This is a genomic window from Streptomyces sp. NPDC043908 (assembly GCF_056435525.1).
The window spans coordinates 623,539-640,974 of the sequence record NZ_JBWKEI010000001.1 but is presented as its reverse complement, the minus strand read 5'-3'; the positions used below and the strand labels follow the sequence as shown (position 1 = coordinate 640,974).

General features: G+C 71.6%; 17 protein-coding genes. 8 read left to right on the top strand and 9 right to left on the bottom strand.

All coding sequences use genetic code 11. From position 1 onward, the window contains the following. Positions 1–15: 15 nt before the first annotated feature. Positions 16–1,269 carry a beta-ketoacyl-[acyl-carrier-protein] synthase family protein gene (locus AC069K_RS03010; protein ID WP_365107830.1) on the bottom strand — a complete coding sequence of 418 codons (1,254 nt, stop codon included), beginning with the start codon at positions 1,267–1,269 and terminating at the stop codon, positions 16–18. Positions 1,270–1,387: 118 nt separating this feature from the next. After that, on the bottom strand, positions 1,388–2,065 hold the full coding sequence (locus tag AC069K_RS03005) for a lysophospholipid acyltransferase family protein (RefSeq protein ID WP_478611548.1): 678 nt from the start codon (positions 2,063–2,065) through the stop codon (positions 1,388–1,390). Between the two features lie 321 nt (positions 2,066–2,386). On the opposite strand from AC069K_RS03005, the gene AC069K_RS03000 reads away from it, so the two are divergent. Together AC069K_RS03000 and AC069K_RS02995 are read left to right on the top strand one after the other, a co-directional pair. Further along, complete coding sequence (locus tag AC069K_RS03000; protein ID WP_478611546.1) at positions 2,387–3,682, top strand: cytochrome P450; 1,296 nt, start codon at positions 2,387–2,389, stop codon at positions 3,680–3,682. Positions 3,683–3,721: 39 nt separating this feature from the next. Beyond that, positions 3,722–5,341 (top strand): peroxidase family protein, encoded by a 1,620-nt coding sequence (locus AC069K_RS02995; protein ID WP_478611544.1) that lies wholly within the window; start codon positions 3,722–3,724, stop codon positions 5,339–5,341. Positions 5,342–5,386: 45 nt separating this feature from the next. Here the strand turns inward: AC069K_RS02995 and AC069K_RS02990 are convergent, their stop codons facing one another. Together AC069K_RS02990 and AC069K_RS02985 are read right to left on the bottom strand one after the other, a co-directional pair. After that, positions 5,387–5,644, bottom strand: a complete 258-nt coding sequence (locus tag AC069K_RS02990) for a hypothetical protein (protein ID WP_478611542.1) — start codon at positions 5,642–5,644, stop codon at positions 5,387–5,389. A gap of 34 nt (positions 5,645–5,678) precedes the next feature. Then, entirely contained in the window at positions 5,679–7,847 is a 2,169-nt protein-coding gene (locus tag AC069K_RS02985) for a hypothetical protein (protein ID WP_478611540.1), read from the bottom strand. A 309-nt stretch (positions 7,848–8,156) separates the two neighbouring features. On the opposite strand from AC069K_RS02985, the gene AC069K_RS02980 reads away from it, so the two are divergent. The 4 genes from AC069K_RS02980 to AC069K_RS02965 all read left to right on the top strand — a co-directional run bounded on the left by AC069K_RS02980 (position 8,157) and on the right by AC069K_RS02965 (position 11,248). Further along, positions 8,157–9,134 carry an acyl-CoA desaturase gene (locus AC069K_RS02980; protein WP_478611538.1) on the top strand — a complete coding sequence of 326 codons (978 nt, stop codon included), beginning with the start codon at positions 8,157–8,159 and terminating at the stop codon, positions 9,132–9,134. Positions 9,135–9,217: 83 nt separating this feature from the next. Continuing rightward, the gene (locus AC069K_RS02975; RefSeq protein ID WP_478611536.1) at positions 9,218–9,955 is read left to right on the top strand and encodes a VOC family protein; all 738 of its coding nucleotides are present in this window, start codon (positions 9,218–9,220) and stop codon (positions 9,953–9,955) included. A 283-nt stretch (positions 9,956–10,238) separates the two neighbouring features. Beyond that, a complete protein-coding gene (locus AC069K_RS02970) occupies positions 10,239–10,889 on the top strand; it encodes a DUF998 domain-containing protein (protein ID WP_478611534.1) in 651 nt (216 codons plus the stop codon). Positions 10,890–11,035: 146 nt separating this feature from the next. Then, a complete protein-coding gene (locus tag AC069K_RS02965) occupies positions 11,036–11,248 on the top strand; it encodes a hypothetical protein (RefSeq protein WP_478611532.1) in 213 nt (70 codons plus the stop codon). A gap of 29 nt (positions 11,249–11,277) precedes the next feature. On the opposite strand, the gene AC069K_RS02960 is transcribed toward AC069K_RS02965, so the two are convergent. The 3 genes from AC069K_RS02960 to AC069K_RS02950 form a co-directional block, all read right to left on the bottom strand. Beyond that, positions 11,278–11,469, bottom strand: a complete 192-nt coding sequence (locus AC069K_RS02960) for a chaplin (RefSeq protein WP_478612004.1) — start codon at positions 11,467–11,469, stop codon at positions 11,278–11,280. 281 nt (positions 11,470–11,750) lie between these two features. Continuing rightward, a complete protein-coding gene (locus AC069K_RS02955) occupies positions 11,751–12,533 on the bottom strand; it encodes an oxidoreductase (RefSeq protein WP_478611531.1) in 783 nt (260 codons plus the stop codon). Positions 12,534–12,608: 75 nt separating this feature from the next. Then, positions 12,609–13,187: a TetR/AcrR family transcriptional regulator gene (locus AC069K_RS02950; protein ID WP_478611529.1), complete on the bottom strand. Its 579-nt coding sequence runs from the start codon at positions 13,185–13,187 to the stop codon at positions 12,609–12,611. A 281-nt stretch (positions 13,188–13,468) separates the two neighbouring features. Between AC069K_RS02950 and AC069K_RS02945 the strand changes: the two genes are divergently transcribed. Next, positions 13,469–15,505, top strand: coding sequence for a M6 family metalloprotease domain-containing protein (locus AC069K_RS02945; RefSeq protein WP_478611527.1), 2,037 nt, complete (start codon positions 13,469–13,471; stop codon positions 15,503–15,505). A gap of 133 nt (positions 15,506–15,638) precedes the next feature. On the opposite strand, the gene AC069K_RS02940 is transcribed toward AC069K_RS02945, so the two are convergent. After that, positions 15,639–16,085, bottom strand: coding sequence for a nitroreductase family deazaflavin-dependent oxidoreductase (locus tag AC069K_RS02940; RefSeq protein ID WP_478611525.1), 447 nt, complete (start codon positions 16,083–16,085; stop codon positions 15,639–15,641). A gap of 145 nt (positions 16,086–16,230) precedes the next feature. On the opposite strand from AC069K_RS02940, the gene AC069K_RS02935 reads away from it, so the two are divergent. Further along, a complete protein-coding gene (locus AC069K_RS02935; RefSeq protein ID WP_478611523.1) occupies positions 16,231–16,620 on the top strand; it encodes a winged helix-turn-helix transcriptional regulator in 390 nt (129 codons plus the stop codon). 168 nt (positions 16,621–16,788) lie between these two features. Here the strand turns inward: AC069K_RS02935 and AC069K_RS02930 are convergent, their stop codons facing one another. After that, positions 16,789–17,436 carry a hypothetical protein gene (locus tag AC069K_RS02930; RefSeq protein ID WP_365109988.1) on the bottom strand — a complete coding sequence of 216 codons (648 nt, stop codon included), beginning with the start codon at positions 17,434–17,436 and terminating at the stop codon, positions 16,789–16,791.

The following is a 17,436-nucleotide window of genomic DNA, read 5'->3' as shown; positions in this document are numbered from 1 at the left end:
CGTCCTCGAAGTCCTTCAGGGCGTGGCCGTGAAGGCGAGCACGGCGTTCTGGCCGCCGAAGCCGAAGGAGTTGCTGACGGCGGCCTCCATGCGCTGCGGGCGGGGCACCTTGGTGACCACGTCCAGGTCCAGTGCGGGATCGAGGGTGTCGAGGTTGGCGGTGGGCGGGATCAGCTGGTGTCGCAGGGTGAGCACGGTGCAGGCCGCTTCGATCGCCCCCGCGCCGCCGATGGCGTGGCCGATGGTGCCCTTGACGGCGGTGACGGGCGGGGGCCGCCGGAAGACCTGGTGCAGCGCGTTGTGCTCGGCCGCGTCTCCCTGCGGGGTGGCGGTGCCGTGCGCGTTGACGTGGCCGATGTCTTCCGGGGCCAGACCGGCGTCCGAGAGGGCGGTGCGCAGAGCGCGGGCGGCCCCGTCCCCGTCGGGCTGCGGAGCGGTGAAGTGGTGGGCGTCGCAGGAGGCCCCGTAACCGGCGAGCAGGGCTTGAGGGCGCGTGCGCCGTGCCCGGGCGTCCTCGATGCGTTCCAGGACGAGGACGGCCGCTCCCTCACCGAGGACGAACCCGTCGCGGTCCCGGTCGAACGGGCGGGAGGCGGTCGCGGGACTGTCGGCACGGCGTGACAGGGCGCGCATCTGGGCGAAGCAGGCGGCGGTCATGCGCAGCCGCGCCGACTCGCTGCCGCCGGCCAGGACCACGTCACAGGAGCCGGACAGCAGCCAGTCGCGTGCCAGTCCGATCGCGCTGGTCCCGGAGGCACAGGCGGCGCTGACGACCAGGTTGGGGCCCTGCGCCCCGAGATCGAGGGCGATCTCGGCGGCGGCCATGTTCGGCACGCTGCGTGGCAGGGCCAGGGGGGAGACACGTTCGGGCAGGTGGGCCGCGAGCCGGTCGAACTCGGCCTGCCACCCCTGTATGGAACCGGTGCCGACCCCCATCACCACGCCGACACGCGCCCCGTCCCAGCCGTCGGGGGCCAGGCCCGCGTCCGAGACAGCCTCCCGGGCGGCGAGCAGCGCGAAGAGCGTGAACCGGTCGAGGCGTCGGGCGAGGCGGTGCCCGAGCAGACCGGCCGCGTCGAGGCCGGGCACCTGGCAGGAGAAGGCCACCGGCAGCCCGCTCAGGGCAGGGTCGTCGGCGGCCGTGGACAGCCCGGCCGTGAGGCCCGCCCACGCCGCGTCCCGGCCGATGCCCGCCGGGGTGACCAGTCCCAGTCCGGTGACGGCCACGGGGTCGCGCCGTCTCGGGCCATGTGCTGTCGCAGGGTGCATAAGGGTGATTCTTCGGTCCCGGCGGGGCCCTTCGGGGACGCCGCAACTCGTTCGGCCCAGGAGGAGGGACCCGGACCACCCGTACGAGCGAACGGTGACGCCCCGTCATCAGCGCTGGTCACGGGGGACGGGGGTCGTCGCCCGACAGCCCGGCCCCGAGCCTGTGCACCGCGCGGGACCAGGTGACGCCCAGCGCGGCCTCCAGGTCTTCCATCGGCCGGTCCGATGCGTCGAGCCGAAGCGCCGGTCCGATGTGTACGTGGACGCGAGGCCGGCGTACCGGTGCGGTGGCCCAGCCCGCCAGTTGCTTGGCCCGGCTTCCGGAGGCGACCCGGCGGGCACCCGCGTGCCCGATGGGGATCACGGGCGCGCCGATGGACAGCGCGAGCCGGACGACACCGGTCTTCAGCCGGCCGGGCGGCCGGTCGTGGGAGGTGCGGTGGCCGGGCAGACCCCCCTCGGGGTAGATGAGCACGCTGCGCCCCTCGTCCAGCGCCTCGGAGGCGTGGCGCAGCGCGTCCCCGGCGCGTCGGCTCCCCCGGTACACCGGCACGTACCCCTCCCGGGTGAGGGCCCGGGACAGCAGAGGCACCCGCCACAGTCCGGCGGTGGCCAACACGGCGGGCCGCAGTCCTAGCCGGTGCAGGGTGCCGATCAGCAGCACCGGGTCGAAGAACGAGGTGTGGTTGGCGGCGAGGACACACCCCCTGCCGGCGGCCTGGCTCAGGTGCTCGGCACCGCTCACGGTCGTATCGCTGAGGACGGGCACCAGGGATCCGGCCCACGCGGACAGCATCCGGGCCCCTCCTTACGGGACGACTCCTTACGGGACGACGTTCGGCCGTCCGCCGTACGGCACGCGGCGGCCGCCGGACCGGACGCGGCCCGTACGGCCGGCGGCAGCCCGAGGACGGTGCCAGGGGCCCGGCCAAGGGTCCAGGACGCGCTCACACCCCGGTGGCCACCGGGACCGGTCGGCGGCGCCGGACCGTTGCCGCCCCACGATCCTCACCCCGGCTCCACGATCCTCGCCCCGGCTCCGCTCCCCCGCACTCCGGCGCTGCCCCGGATGCCTGCCCGACGTGCGACGCCCGCCGTGCGGTGGCTCAATGCCGTCATGGACTTCCTCACCGCGTACGACGCGCTCCCGGAGGACGACGTCCCGCGGCGGGTGGGCCTGCTGCGGCAGAGCATGGCAGCCGACAAGGCGGCCCTCTTCGCCGAACTGCGCGCACACCGGCCGGTGTTCCCCACACCCGTCGGTGTGTTCGTCACCCGGCACCCGGACGTTCTGGAGGTGCTGTCGGCGCCCGGGACGTTCACCGTCGGCGTGTTCGGGCCCGCGCTGGAGGAGGTGCTCGGTGCACCCTTCCTCCTCGCCCGGGACGGCCCCGACCTGCACTGGCGCGAGCGCGGTTACGGGCAGGTGCTCCTGGCCGCCGAGGACGCGCCCCGGGTGCGCGAGCTGACGGCCCGGATCGCCGACGCCGTCCTGGACGAGGCGGTCGCCCGGGGCGGTGACACCTTCGACCTGATCCAGGACTACGCCCGTCCGGCCGCCGCGCGGGTGGCCCGCGCCTACCTCGGCCTGGACGGCATCGAGGAGGAGGTCCTGCACTCCTGCACCCGCCGGATGCAGTGGGCGTTCGCCGTCAACCCCGACCGCGACCCCCGGATCCACGCCGACGGGGTGGCGGCCGGGCGCGAGCTGCGCGAGCGGGTCGCCGAGGTGATCGCCCGGCGCCGGTCCGCGTCCGAGGACGGCGACGGCGGCGGCGACGGGTCCACGGACGTCCTCGACCGGATGCTGCGCACGCGGCTCCCCGCCGAGTACGGCTTCGACGACGAGCGGATCAACGCCAACTTGGCCGGATATCTGACGGGTTATCAGCAGAATGCCACCCAGTGCACGGCTACCGCGCTGAAGGAGCTCACCCTGCGCCCCGAGGCGCTGGCCGAGGCCGAGCGGGCGGCCGGCGCGGGCGACCCGGAGCGCTTCGACGAGTACGTGTGGGAGGCGCTGCGCTTCCACCCGTTCGTGCCCGTCACACCCCGGCTGTGCGTGCGCGACCATGTGCTGGCCGCCGGGACGCCGCGGCAGACGGTGATCCCGGCCAAGAGCGTGGTGCTGGCCTGCTTCGCCTCCGCCATGTTCGACGAGGAGGTGCTGGACGCGCCCGCCGAGTTCCGCCCCGGCCGCCCGCCCGCCCACAATCTCGTCCTCGGGTACGGCGCCCACGACTGCCTCGGGAAGTACGCCGCCCAGGTGATCGTGCCGGAACTGGTGCGACGGGTACTGCTGCGTCCCGGCGTCCGCCCGCTGCCCGGCGGGGAACGCGCCCTCGACTACGCGGGCACCCCGTTCCCGCAGCACTACCCGGTGAGCGCCGGCCGCCCGCCCGTACCGGCCTGACCGCCACCGACCGCCGCCGACCGCGCACCCGGAGGACCCATGACCGTCACTTCCCGCGAGACCGAGGACCGGACGGCACCGCGCAACGAAACCCGGGACAGGTCCCGCGACGGCCGGCGCAACCGGTTCGAGACCCATCTGCTGACCCACTACCGCCCGGTCTGGCAGACGGCCCAGCGCAGCAGGTGGCTGCACCGCAGGCTCAACTCCACCCTCACCGACCTGGCGGTCCTCAAAGCGCCCCCGCGCCCGGAGCCCTTGAGCACCAAGAGCCCGTACACCTCCTGGGACTCCCTCACCGACCGCACCTGGGTGGGCCGGCACCTGCCACCGACGACCGGCACGCCCGGGAGCCTGCCGGCCCCGCAGGAGGTCGCCGAACTGTTCCGCCGCGAAGGCGCAGGACGGTACTGCGCGCGCTCCACGGCGCTGCTGCCCGCGTTCGCGCAGTGGTTCACCGACGGCTTCCTGCGCGGACACGCCGCCACCGGCGACCCGCGGCGCACGGACTCCCCGCACACCTTGGACATGTGCCAGCTCTACGGCGACCGCGAGGAGGTCACCGCGTGCCTGCGCACCTTCGAGGGAGGCAGGCTGAAGAGCCGGATGATCAACGGCGCCGAGTTCCCGCCCGCGCTGTGCCGGGACGGCCGGATCCTCGAGGAGTTCGGGGCGATCAAACCGGTCCGCTTCGGCGAGGTGCCCAAGGACTGCGTCGACACGCTCTTCGCGTGCGGCGGCGAACGGGTACACGCGCACATCGGCCCGATGGCGCTGAACATCCTGTTCCTGCGCGAGCACAACCGGGTCGCCGGCCTCCTCGGCGCCGCCCACCCGGAGTGGGACGACGAACGCGTCTTCCAGACCACCCGCAACACCCTGATCGTGATGATGATCCGGGTGATGCTGGAGGAGTACATCAACCACATCACGCCGTACCACTTCGACTTCGTCCTCGACCCGGTACGCACCGACCGCGGGGTGTGGCACCGGGAGAACTGGGCGACGATCGAGTTCAGCCTCGTCTACCGCTGGCACAGCCTCATCCCGTCCACCTACCGGATCGCGGACCAGGAAGTGCCGCTCGCCCGGACGATCGCCAACGGGCAGCTCGTCCTCGACCGCGGCCTCGGGCCGCTCTTCGAGGACCTGTCCCGTCAGCCCGCCGGTCTGTCGGGGCTGTTCAACACCGACGAGCTGCTGCTGCCCATCGAGGCGCGTTCCGTCGCGGTCGGCAGGGAGCTGCGGCTGGCGTCGTACAACGACTACCGCGTCCACTACGGTTTCCCGCCGGTCACCCACCCACGGCAGATCACCGGCGACCTCCGCGTCCAGGAGGCGCTGCTGGACCTGTACGGCGGTGTCGACGACATCGACCTCTACGTCGGCCTGTTCGCGGAGGAGCCGGAGCCCGGCGCCATCTTCGGCCGACTGCTCGAACGGATCATCTCCGTCGACGCGTTCTCCGAGGCCCTGAACAATCCGCTGCTCGCGCCCCGCCTCTTCGCCCCCTCGACCTTCTCGGAGGAGGGCATGCGGGTCGTCCGGGAGACCAGGAGCTTCTCCGACCTGGTGCACCGCAACCTGCCGGAGGACTCGGGGCGTTACTTCGTGTCGCTGGGCAGCGGTGCGGGCGACACCCCGCCACCGGCCCGCTGAACGGAGTGCCCCACGGCCGTCCTGCCAGTGGCCGCGCCGCGTGGCTCAGCCTCGGGCGTGCGTGAGCAGGGCCTCGGCGGCGGTGCGCAGTTGTTCCGCGGCCGTGACGCAGGCGGCGGCCTGCTGCTCCAGGGTGGCCCGGCTCCACTCGGGCGCCGCCGGGCAGCCGTCGAGGGTCGCGGCGGCGGAGAGCAGCTGCCGCGCGTAGGCCCCCATGAGGTCGGCGTCCTGACGCAACGTACGCACCTGACCGAGGAGGTCGTCGGAGGCGCGGGCGGCTGCTCGGGGGGACTCGGTCACCATGGCGGCTCCCACTCGGGTCGGTGCGGTACGGGGCTCAGCGCGGCAGGACGGCGCCCGCGCTGCGGTGGAGCATGAGCTGGGGGCAGCTCAGGACGAACATCGGCCGGGTCCCGTCGATGCCGAGTGCGCGCAGGTGACCGGCGAGCGGTCCGGAAGCCGCGCTGTCCAGCCGGAGCCGGACGTCGCGGCCGGGGTGCAGCCGCAGCTTGCCGTGGGCCCGGACCAGCGTGCGTACGGTGCTCTCGTTCCGGCGGCCGTAGAGCACCCAGTCCGCCTCCAGGCAGCGCACACCAGGGCCGATCCGGCCCTCGACGGCGAGCCCGAGGCCCGGGGAGCGGGCGGTGATGTGCCGGCCCATCAGATCGGCCTCGGCCGCCGTCCGCACCGCGGGCTGGCCCCAGATCTCCTCGGCGACGATCCGGGCCTCCTCGCTCGTCGCGGCGAGGGACAGGACGTACCGGCCGGTCCGGCGCAGGTCCACCCGGCGCAGCAGGTCCGCCGCGACGTCGTAGGGACGGGGCCGCCACAGGTCGTCGACCAGGACGGACAGGGTGATCTCCGTGTACGGGCCGATCGTGGTGCAGCGGTGCTCGTACAGCGACAGCACGGCGAGGGCCCGTCGGGCCAGTCGGCTGGGGGTCATCCAGGTGACGTCCGGCAGCAGGGCGCGTGCCGCGTCGGCGGAGACCGCGAAGCAGAGATGGGCGGCGGAGGAGTCGTAGTAGCGCACGGGGACATCGACCGGACCGGCCGTCGTGGGGAACGCGCTGGTGGGCAGGGTCAGGAAGGGGTAGCCCTCGGGTGGGCGGGCGCGGTCCTTGAGCTGGTACACCTGGCTGCGTACGACGGTTCCGCGGTAGGGGCCGAGTGCCGCGTCCACGTCCTCGCGTGCCTCGGGGATGACGGTCGTGAGGTGCTTGATGTATTCGCGGAGCATGTGGCACAGCGGGAACTCGTGGCTGGGACCGGTGTAGTCGACCTCGTACCAGTTCGGGTGCGGGTCGAACGCGGAGCCCGCGCCCCGGCCGTCGAGGACGGGCACGATGTCGTGCTGGTTGGTGATGCTGGCGACCCAGGTGCGCGGATCGGCGGGCTTCTTGTTGTCGACCGGCGAGCCGACGGTCACGACGTGCGTGACCCGGTAGAGGCGGCAGAACTCCTCGTTCTGCGCGAGGTTCATCAGGGCGATGCCGCCCTCGCTGTGCCCGATCAGCGCGACCTCGGCACCCTTCGGAATGCCGTAGTCCGCAAGGGCGAGCAGGATCGAGCGGGTGTAGGGCGAGTCCGACATGAACAGGTTGCGCCAGGCCCCGATGAAGTCCTGGGGGGAGTCGTTGCGGGGCCGGCCGGGGGCCATGCCGGGTGCCTGCAGGACGTGGCGGACGACGCCGTCGGGGCCGCGCACGTCCTGCACGAGGACGCGCCCGTCGGTACGGAGCGCCTCGATGTTGCCCAAGAACCCGAGGAAGGACCCCTCGGCGGCGATGAGCTGCCGCTCCTGGTCGGAGAGGTCCACCGGCTCGGCGGCGCCCTCCCCCTTGTCCATGGCCGCCAGATGGGCGGCGCTGATGCCGTGCAGCGGGTCCGCGGACAGTTCCCGTCCGGCGGCGAGCGCCCAGGCGGTCTCGTCGTTCTTGGGGTCCTCGTCCAGCAGGGCTCGAATGGCGAGGAGCTCGGCCATCAGCGGCGCGAGTCCGGACAGCGCGCGCTGGGCGCCCTGGTCCCGGAACAGGGCGCGCAGCGCCCGAACCGCCTCCAGGTCGCGGTCGGCGGTGACCGCGACCATCAGCCGGCGCATACCGGGGTCGCGTTCGAACTCGGGGTGGTCGATGAGCACGGCGGCGATCCTCAGCCGCAGCGAGGTGACGGCGACCAGCGCGGCCAGGCTCTCCCGGCCCAGCGCCTCCCCTGCCGCACCCAGCACCTGTCCCATGCCGCTGGCCGCGGTGATCGCCGAGCCGCCCAGGCCCTGCTTGTTCGTCAGAGCGCGCAGCAGCGCCCACTGGGCGGCGAGGCCGGTGCGGGGCCGACGGCGCACGGAGGCGGCCAGGGCCGGTGCGAACAGCGCGCCGCTGGTGCGCGCGGACACCGCGCGGATGCCTTCGGCGGCCTCGACCACATCGCGCGCGCACCGGCGCAGCAGCTCCCGGTCGTCCTCTCCGTCCGGCGTGGGCCGTCCGGGCGCGTGGCCGTCCACTCGCATCCCTCGCTCCCTCCCTCGACCACCCGCTGAGGCACGGTTCGCGCGTACGCCGCCCGGTGTCCGCCGGGCCCGTGCCCGCGGGACACGTCCCGACCTGGTCCCATCGTCGGCCAGGGTCTCCGGCCCCGCACCTTCATCCATCCAGGTAGAGGATGGCGCCGGGGCCGTCCCACTCGCCGCGCCTGAGCTCAGGAGGCCTGTCCGTTGCGCATAATCGCCGCACATGACTCCCTGCACTCCCCCGCTCGTGGCAGGACCGTCCTTGGTACTCCCGGGAGGTTCGTCCTCCCAGCTCCTGGGAGGTAAGCCGTGACCGCGTCCCTCGACCACGCGGAAGGCCCGCGGGCCCCGCTTCCCGACACCGTCCCGGTCGGCCTCCCGCTGCGCACCGGCTACCTGCTGACGCTCGTGGTGGGACCGCTGGCCGTGCTGCTCCTGGCACTGCCCGCCGCCCTGGCCGCCGGCTGGGGGCCGCACTGGTACGACGCGGTTCTCGGCGCCGCGATGTACGCCCTGTCCATCATGGGCATCACGGCGGGCTACCACCGGCACTTCACCCATCTGTCGTTCAAGGCGAAGCGCCCGCTGCGGATCGTCCTGGGCATCGCGGGCATGCTCGCCCTGGAGGGCCCGGTGACGATGTGGGTGGCCGAGCACCGGCGCCACCACCAGCACGCGGACCGGGAGGGCGACCCGCACTCGCCCTGGAAGTACGGCACCACCCGCCGCGCCCTGCTCAAGGGGCTCTGGCACGCCCAGGTCGGCTGGTTCGCCTCCTCGCCGGTCCGCTCGCACTACCCGCGCTACGCGCCCGACCTGCTCGCCGACCCCGACGTACGCCGTCTGGACCGCTGCTATCCCCTCGCCATGGCCGCCTCCCTCGGGCTGCCACCGGTACTCGTCCTGGCGGTGACCCACGACTGGAGAGCGGCCACGGTCACCCTCCTGTGGGCGAGCCTGGTCCGCTACGCCGTCGTCCACCACGTCACCTGGTCCGTGAACTCCGTGGCGCACGCCTTCGGCAGCCGGCACTACCGCACCCGCGACCAGTCCCGGGACGTGGCCTGGGTGGCCCTGCTGACGTTCGGCGAGGGCTGGCACAACCTCCACCACGCCGACCCCAACAGCGCCCGGCACGGCGGCCTGAAGGGCCAGCCCGACCTCACGGCCTGGCTCATCGCCCGCTTCGAACGGTGGGGCTGGGCCTACGACGTGCGCTGGCCGGACGCACGGCGCATCGCCGCACGGCTGCGCACGGAGACGACCACCCGGCGCGCCGTACCGTGACCGGACCGGCCCCGCTCACTCCCCTACGGCCCGGCGCGATCGCGTCGGCACCCGGACCGTCGCGGGTATCTAGGCTCTGTGGCATGGCGACACGACTTGTGCAGATCCATATGAGGGCCCTGGAAGCCCCGGTCCTCGGCAAGTTCTGGGCGCAGGCGCTCGGATGGGGGGTCGGCAGCGAGGCACCTGGGGTGATCCACCTCGAACCCGTGGGCTTCACCTACCCCGACCCGGTGGCGGTCTGCATCAACATCGTCGCCCGCCCGGAACCCAAAACGGTGAAGAACCGGGTCCACCTTGATCTGGCCACCACCTCTACCACCCATCAAACGGAGCTGGTCGCGCGTCTGCGGAAGCTCGGTGCGACGCTCGCGGACGTGGGTCAGGGCGATGTCCCGTGGACGGTCATGGCCGACCCCGAGGGCAACGAGTTCTGCGTCCTGGAGCCCCGCCCCGTCTACCGGGACACCGGCCCGATCGCCGCAGTGGTGGCCGACTGCGCAGACCCACGGGAAATGGCTCGGTTCTGGGGCGAGACGATGGACTGGACGCTGCACGAGGTCAGCGACGACTACGCGAGTCTGCGCTCCGCGCAAGGCGTCGGCCCCTACCTGGAGTTCCTGCGCACCCACGACACCCAGAGCGCAGGGAACCGCGTCCACCTCGACGTCTGCCCCTACCCCGGTGACGATGTGAGGGCTGAGGAAACCCGACTGCGCGCCCTGGGTGCCACCGATCCCGGCACCGACCAGTCCACCCGGTCCTGGCGGGTTCTGGCCGACCCGGAAGGCAACGAGTTCTGCCTCCTCACCCCTCGCTGACCGCCGGTAACGGTTTCGGCTGTCCGTGGACCGGCGGCTGACTCCGTGGCGTCCGCTCCGCGGATCAGGCCCATGGGTATGCCCCGTTTGAGCTGGCCATATGGCTGAAGAGCGTGTTCATACCCCCGGCCGCGGGAAGTGCACGTACATGACGTGTGACCCACCGTCCGACCAGCCGCAAGGGAGACCCCGTCGGCCCACGGCTGCTGCTGGTTCCGACGCGGCAGCCGATCCCCCTGCTGGACGGCGTCGGGCCGTCCTCGCGCTCCTGGTCGTCGCGTCGGTGGCGTACAACGGCTGGCTCCTGGAGTTCCTGGTGCCCACCGGGCTGGACCCCGCCAACTCCTACGTCAGTGAGGCCTTCGCGGCCGATCAGCCGTACCGGATCCTCTTCAGCGGCATCGAGCTCAGCTGCGACGCTCTGCTGGTCTCAGCCGCGCTCTTCATGTACCGGGAAGACGCGCGGAGACTGCCACGGGCAGGGTGGGTGGCGATCGGGGCCTTCGGTGGGTTCTCGGTTCTGGATGTGATGGTGCCGATACGGTGTGCGCCCTCCCTCGGAGGCGGCTGCGAACCGGTCAATCCCTGGCACACCGCGACCAGTGGGCTGGTGCACTTCGCGCTGTTCGCCTCCATGGCGTTGTTCGTCGCGGACACGCGACGGCAGCACGGGGCCGGCCACAGCCCCATACGTCGATGGGGCCCATGGCTCCTGTTCATCTCGATGGCGGCGGCCCTGGCCACCGTCGGCCCCCTGCTCGGACATCCGGGCGGCCAAGGCGTGGCCCAGCGCCTGCACCTCGTGTGCGTCGGCCTCTGGCTCCTTCTGCTGGCAGCCGGACTGCGGCCCGGCGCAGTGCCTTGCACGCGCGAGTTTCGTTCCGGCTTGGCAGACGCCGACGCGTCCCCGTCCGAACGGGAGAACAGTTCCTGAGCCAGGCGCTGCCACCGGATCGCCCTACGCGTCCGGCGCCCGCCGTTCGGGTGGACCTTCCAGGAATACCCGCTGAGCAGCAACGAGCCGGGAAGGGCAGGAGCACCACGTCGGCCCGCACGGGGTCGGCACCGGAGGGAGCTCTCATGGCCGCAGATGCTCAGAGCGACGACACCGTCCACCCGCTCGTCGCGCCCCTGGCCCAGTCCATCGTGTCCGCCGGCGTAGGCGCGCCGATCACCCAGGACATGGTGAACCAGGCCAGGGCATTGCAGCAGTCACCGGGTGGGAACGCTCACCCTGTCACCCAGAACCCGGCCTCCCCCGCCGACGACAGCCGCGGCAAGATGGGGATCTGAAGCCCGAGCAGTGTGTGTGCCCGAGGTGGTCAGTCGTTGGCGCAGGTGTTCGCGAAGGCCGGGTTGAACAGACCGATCACATTGACGGTGTTGCCACACGCGTTGACCGGCACGTGCACGGGAACCTGAATCGTGTTCCCCGAGATCGCGCCGGGCGAATGCACGGCCGCACCCTGCGCACCCGCGTCAGCGAAAGCCCACGAGGCACCAGCAGCAACCATCGCACCCGCGGCCAGAACAGCGGCAGACAGCTTCCTCAACGAAGACACAGTGTTACTCCTGGGCAGACGAGGACCGATCAAACCCCCGCCGGACAGCGGGGACACCCACCTCAACGCACCACGCCCCCACAGGTCACCCTGTCCGTTCAAAGCCATACGAGTGACACCGCTCCGGCAGCCACGGGGAAAGCACGCACCGACACCGCTTCCTGAACCCGTGGCCCAGGGCTGCCGAACCCGTGGCCGACGGGCTTGTACACACGCAACCACCGGGACACGGCTCACACCGTCTTGATGCCACCGCCCTCGACGACATAGTCGGCGCCGGTCATGCTCGCCGCGCGGTCCGAGGCGAGGAACGCGACGACAGCCGCGACCTCCTCCGGTTCGACCATGCGGCCGGTGACCATGCCCATCGCCGCGGGCACCCCGGACACGAAGTCGCGGTGCCCGACGCCGTCCGCCTCGGCGAGGCGGGCGCCGAAGCTGTCGTCGTCCTCCCACATGCCGGTACGTGTCGGGCCGGGCGAAACCGTGTTCACCCGGACGCCCTGAGGGCCGAACTCCTCGGACAACGCCTTGCCGAACGCGTTGAGGGCGGCCTTCGCGGCACCGTACTCGATCGGCCCCGTGCCCGGCAGCCGCGCGCTCATCGACGAGATGTTCACCACCGAGCCACGGCGCTCCAGGATGCTCGGCAGCAGGCGGCGGGTGACCCGTACCGTGCCGAACAGGTTGACTTCGAAGCTCCGCGCCCACAAGGCGTCATCGGTCGCGAGGAACCCTTCCAGAGTGAACGCGTCGCCACCGCCCAGGTTGTTGACCAGGATGTCCACGGCGCCGAGTTCCGCGAGCGCCCGCGTCCCCAGTTCGTCGGCGCCTTCCGGCGTACTCAGGTCGACCGCGACGGGGTGGGCGCCAGTCTCCTTCAGTTCGGCCGTAATCGTCCTGGCCGCACCGACCACTCGGACCCCCTCGGCGACGAGCTGCCGGGTGATCGCGAGACCCACGCCCCGGCTGGCCCCGGTGACGACCGCTGTCTTCCCGGCGAGATCGAGTTCCATGTCAGACTCCTTGCAGATTTTTGAACCACAGGTACAAAACAAGTGCACAAAAAAACCACCGCCCGGGCAGGCTGATCAGAGCGACTGCATCACCGCGTCCACGACCCGCCTCAACTGCGTGGCGTCCTCGGCGGTCTTCGCCAGCACGCGCATGCCGATCACGGTCGCGAGCAGCCAGGCGGCCACCGCCGCCGCGTCGCGTCCGCCGTCGATCTCGCCGGCTCGCTGACCTTCCTCGACCGTCGCCCGGAACGCACTCTCGGTACGGGCGAACATCCTGCGTACCGTTTCGGCCGTGTCGGCGTCCGAGGAGGCCAACTCGGTCGCGGTATTGACCGCCATGCAGCCGCGTCGATCCCGGTCGCCAAGGTCGAGTTCGACCAAGGCTTCCAGAGCGCCGCGCAGCCGGTCCTTCGCCGAACCGGGATGATCGAGGAGCTCCTCCAGCCAAGCGGCCTGCGAGTCGCGGTAGCGCGCCAGCGCCCGTTCGAACAACGCGTGCTTGCTGCCGAAGGTGTTGTACAGGCTTCCCTTGCCGATGCCGATCTCGTCGACGAGGTCCTGAGGCGTCGTCGCCGCATACCCCTTGCGCCAGAACACGCCCATCGCGCGCTCCACCGCCACGTCCGGATCGAACTGCTTCGGCCTGCCCATGCCACGATCATAGCGCTGTTTTTGACCTTGAGGTCAACTACGGAGCTCGCCTCGCGCCCCCGCAAGAAGGCCGATCCCGACAGGTGGCATTCCGGCCACGGCGGCACACCTCCGACCCAGGGCCGCGCAGGCACCCTGGCGTCACGCCTGCCCACAGCTCTACCGTGACACGGGGGACGCACCCACCCCCAGTTCCTGCTTTTGTCATGGCCGCGCCATTCTTTTTCGGCTTGTCATTCACGCACCCCGTGACCTCGATGACTCCAGGCAAGAGGTGAGCCATGTACGTGTACCGCAGACGCCTGCACCCCCCAAGCCGACTGCCTCGGCTCAGTGTCGTCATCCTGCTCCTCGGCGTCGTCGCGGCCGTCGCGGCCGGGCCCGCCCGGGCGACGCCGGATGCCGCGCCGTGGCGCCCGCCCCTCGTCCGGCCGGTCGACCCCCAGCACTGGCGCAACCCCGACGACATGACCTGGGCCGAATACCGCTCCGTCCCGGGCACGGACTGGGCCAACCCCGACCGCCAGCCCACCCGGCGCAAGTTCAAAGGGGCCCTCGTGCTGCTGGACTACGCCGACGAGGAGTTCTCGGTCACCAAGCCCGCCGGGGCCGCCAAGTTCGGCAATCCCCTGCCCAGCGCGTCCGGCATTCCCCGCGCCCAACTACCCAGGTTCTACCAGGACTTCCTCAACAAGCCCGGCCCGCTCAACCACGGCCACACCATCAACGAGTACTGGATGGAGGATTCCGGCGGCCGCTTCGGCGTCGGGCTGACCGCCTTCGGCGCCTACCGCATGCCGGGCAAGTCCTACCAGTACGGCATCGAGCCCGGCATGAACCCGGACGCCTGCCCCGTGGGCGCGACCTGCGGCAAGGACATCCGCGCCGACGGCAAACGGGCCTGGGTCGCCGACGTGGGCGCCGGCAAAGCCGCGGAATTCGACTTCGTCTTCTACCTCACCGCCGGCGTGGACGAGTCCTCCGCCTGGCAGGAGTTCGGGCCGATGAAGTTCGCCTCCGCCCAGGACGTACCGGCCGCGTGGGGACCCCCCTCCCCCATCGCCTCCGGACAGAACGCGGCACGCACCCGCTATGTGCCGTGGACGTCCTGGCAGGCGGCCGCCCGTATCTGGCCCAATGCCGCCAACGGCTCCTCCACCCAGGCCGAGAGCTCCGGCATGGCCACCTTCGCCCATGAGCTCAGCCACATCCTGGGCATCGGCGACAACTACAACAATCCCTACGGGACACCGCTCAGCCGCTCCTACACCGGCATCTGGGGCATGCTCTCGCGCGGCTCGTTCAACGGTCCCGGCGGCCCGCACACCCGATGGCAGATACCCGCCACCGCGGGCGGCTCCATGGGGGCCCAGCACGTCCTGCGCGACAAGCTCAAACTCGGCATGGTCGACGAGAGGAACATCCTGCGCCTGGACCGCGACGCCCTCAAGGACTCCGGCCCTGTCGTCGCCCGCGTCACCGCCCGCTCGGCCCCGCCCGGGGACAAGGGGCTGACCGGCCTCAACATCACCATGGCCCGTGACCTGTCGCCCACCTGCGACCGGTCCACCGATCCGCTGTGCGACGGCGGCGGCTACGAGAACTACACCGTCGAGGTCGTCGACCGCATGGGCATGGACTCCTTCACCCCCGACAGCGGCGTCCTCCTCAGCAAGACCAAGAACGCCGACCGGGCACCGTTCGCCTGGGTGATCGACGCCCACCCCGAAGACATCGGCCTGGTGGACTTCATCCGCCCCGACGGCACCCCGCAGAAGATCACGATGGGCGACTACCGGCAGCTCAGCGACGCGCTCTTCCACGCCGGGGCGGACTCCGGCAGCTCGTACGAGTACATCGACGAGGCCAACCGGCTGCACTTCTACGTCCTCAACGTGCGACGCGACGCCACCGGCGTGCTCTCCTACGACATCGGCGTCAAGTCCTTGGACGGATCCGGACCACAGGTCCGTGCGGTCGCCCTCTCCAAGGGCTCTGTCACGAGCGCACCCGCCACGGGCCGGGCCGTGTGCACGTTCCGCCTCGCCAACACCGGGCAGCCCGACCCCCGCAACCAGCCACACCTGTCCTCCGACATCTACCGGCTGAGCGCCGCGACCTCGGCACACGGCTGGTCGGCCTGGCTCCCCAACCGCCTCACCGCCACGGCCGCCGGCACCTCCGTCCCCGTCGACGTCGCCGTCACGACCAAACCGGGCGCCGAACGCAAGGGGACCGTCACCCTCACCGCCCGCTCCGAGAGCGACCCGACCAAGACAGCCCAGGCCACCTGCTCACTGCCAAAACCCGGCAGATAGCTCCCCAAGGCGTGGGGCGGCCGGGCCGCATCAGCCCGGCCGCTCCACGCCGCCGTTCCGGATCAGGGTGTGATGCGAGCGGCGGGACACACCGCCCGTCTCTACGCGTCTCCGCCCCTACACCTCTACGCCTCTACTCAAAGCCTCGCTCACTCCCCGCTTCCGTCGGGGTGACCATGACCAGGGGGATCTCCCGGGCCGTCGCGGTGCGGTAGGCCGCGTACGAGGGCATCGCGGCAATCACCGCCGGCCACAGACGGGCGGACTCCGCAGCCGTGGCGGGCCGCGCCGTCGCCGGGGAGATGGCCGAGCCAACCTGGAGGGTGACTTCCGGGTTGCTCAACAGGTTCAGGTACCAGGCGGGATGCCGGTCCGCGCCCGCGTTGGACGCCGTCAGGACGTAGGCGTCCCCGTCCCGGACGTAAGCCAGTGCCGTGCGGCGCAGCAGGCCGGACTTGCGGCCCCGGGTCGTCAGAAGCAGGTCGGCAACCCCGGGGCGGGGGTGGCCGCCGGTCTCCTCGAAGCGGCGGATGTGGTCGGCGATCCACGGGGTCGGGTTGTCGTGCACGATCTCGGTCATACCGCGGACACCCCGGCCTGCGCGACGGCCGTCCGGCCGCCACCCCCTCCGCACGTCGCGGGGATGTTGCTGCTCTGCGTTTCCATGGGCCAGAGCGTAGGCCGGGGGCTGGTTTCCGATCGGATACCACCCTACGGTGTGGATCATGACCAAGTTGCAGGCCGACCGCAGGCCGCTGGATCCGGAGATGTTCGACCCCGTCTGTCCATCCCCGCTGGTGCCGTTCCGCGTGGGCGACAAGTGGGCCCCGCTCCTCCTGCGGTGCCTGCAGGACGGCCCCCGCCGTTTCTCGGAGCTCAAAGTGCCGCTGCGTGGCATCACGGCCAAGTCGTTGACGCTGTCCCTGCGCAGACTTGAGCGGGACGGTTTCGTCGTCCGCAAGGAGTACGAGGGCGCGGAGCGCCGGGTCGAGTACGCCTTGACGCCGCTCGGCCTGGGCCTGTTGGGCCCACTGGACGCGGCCTGTGAATGGACGCGCGACCACTGGGACGAGCTGATCGATGCTCAGGAGGCGGACAGGCCAGGCGGATTCTGATGCCGCCGTCCGGGAACGCTCCTACCAGGTTCCGCAGGGCGCGGGGGGTGCCGCCGCCCAGGTCAAACCGCGCGGCAGCCACCCGCCCCCCTGGCCACGGCGACGGCGAGCGGGGGCGGGATCGGCGCATCAGTGGAGCCTGCGGCGGGCAGAACCGCTACGCGGCGATTACGCCATGCCCAGCCAGCTCTCCAGCACGGCCTCGCGTTCCCGCGAGCGCAGGACTTCGACGGGCTGGGTTTCATTCCACCAGTTCGTCAGGGCTACGGGCGAGGCCTCACCGCGTGTGAAGCGGGCGAGCAGCCCCAAAGAGAGATCGACTTCTCGCTGGGTGTAGGCGATCGCCGCACCGGAGTACACCGTTGACTCGACGCTCTCCCCTTCCGTCGTGGTGACGGCGACCGTCATCTCCGCCGGACTGCCGGGCACCCAGGCGTCAAGAGCCGCGGCCGCCACGGACAGTCCGCGTGCCGCCCACCGCACGAGCGTGGAGCGGACCGGTACGTGCAGCACCTGGAGATCCATCACCGCCGACCACCGCCAGGCGTGCGGAGCGGGGCCGGTGATCCGCACCCCCACCGGGGAGAGCAGCACCCCCGGTCCCCCCGCCGCGGGCGGCGTACCCACGTACACCCTCTCCCCGTTGACCCAGAAAAGACCTATGGTGCTGCCCATCCGGTCGGGCGCATGGGTGGGCAGTGACGGTTCCACAATCAGCTCCATCTGTTCGGCCGCCGCACGGCGATCATGTCGAAGCAACTGAACATAGACCAACGTGACGGACAACCGCCGCAATCGCGCCACCAGGGCGTTCAC

Bases quoted from the DNA above. Each gene is read 5' to 3' on its own strand.
- AC069K_RS03005 (WP_478611548.1), bottom strand. From the start codon at position 2,065: ATGCTGTCCGCGTGGGCCGGATCCCTGGTGCCCGTCCTCAGCGATACG.
- AC069K_RS02985 (WP_478611540.1), bottom strand. From the start codon at position 7,847: ATGCGAGTGGACGGCCACGCGCCCGGACGGCCCACGCCGGACGGAGAG.
- AC069K_RS02950 (WP_478611529.1), bottom strand. From the start codon at position 13,187: ATGGGCAGGCCGAAGCAGTTCGATCCGGACGTGGCGGTGGAGCGCGCG.
- AC069K_RS02960 (WP_478612004.1), bottom strand. From the start codon at position 11,469: ATGGTTGCTGCTGGTGCCTCGTGGGCTTTCGCTGACGCGGGTGCGCAG.
- AC069K_RS02955 (WP_478611531.1), bottom strand. From the start codon at position 12,533: ATGGAACTCGATCTCGCCGGGAAGACAGCGGTCGTCACCGGGGCCAGC.
- AC069K_RS02995 (WP_478611544.1), top strand. From the start codon at position 3,722: ATGACCGTCACTTCCCGCGAGACCGAGGACCGGACGGCACCGCGCAAC.
- AC069K_RS03000 (WP_478611546.1), top strand. From the start codon at position 2,387: ATGGACTTCCTCACCGCGTACGACGCGCTCCCGGAGGACGACGTCCCG.
- AC069K_RS02965 (WP_478611532.1), top strand. From the start codon at position 11,036: ATGGCCGCAGATGCTCAGAGCGACGACACCGTCCACCCGCTCGTCGCG.
- AC069K_RS02990 (WP_478611542.1), bottom strand. From the start codon at position 5,644: ATGGTGACCGAGTCCCCCCGAGCAGCCGCCCGCGCCTCCGACGACCTC.
- AC069K_RS02940 (WP_478611525.1), bottom strand. From the start codon at position 16,085: ATGACCGAGATCGTGCACGACAACCCGACCCCGTGGATCGCCGACCAC.
- AC069K_RS02935 (WP_478611523.1), top strand. From the start codon at position 16,231: ATGACCAAGTTGCAGGCCGACCGCAGGCCGCTGGATCCGGAGATGTTC.
- AC069K_RS02945 (WP_478611527.1), top strand. From the start codon at position 13,469: ATGTACGTGTACCGCAGACGCCTGCACCCCCCAAGCCGACTGCCTCGG.
- AC069K_RS03010 (WP_365107830.1), bottom strand. From the start codon at position 1,269: ATGCACCCTGCGACAGCACATGGCCCGAGACGGCGCGACCCCGTGGCC.
- AC069K_RS02975 (WP_478611536.1), top strand. From the start codon at position 9,218: ATGGCGACACGACTTGTGCAGATCCATATGAGGGCCCTGGAAGCCCCG.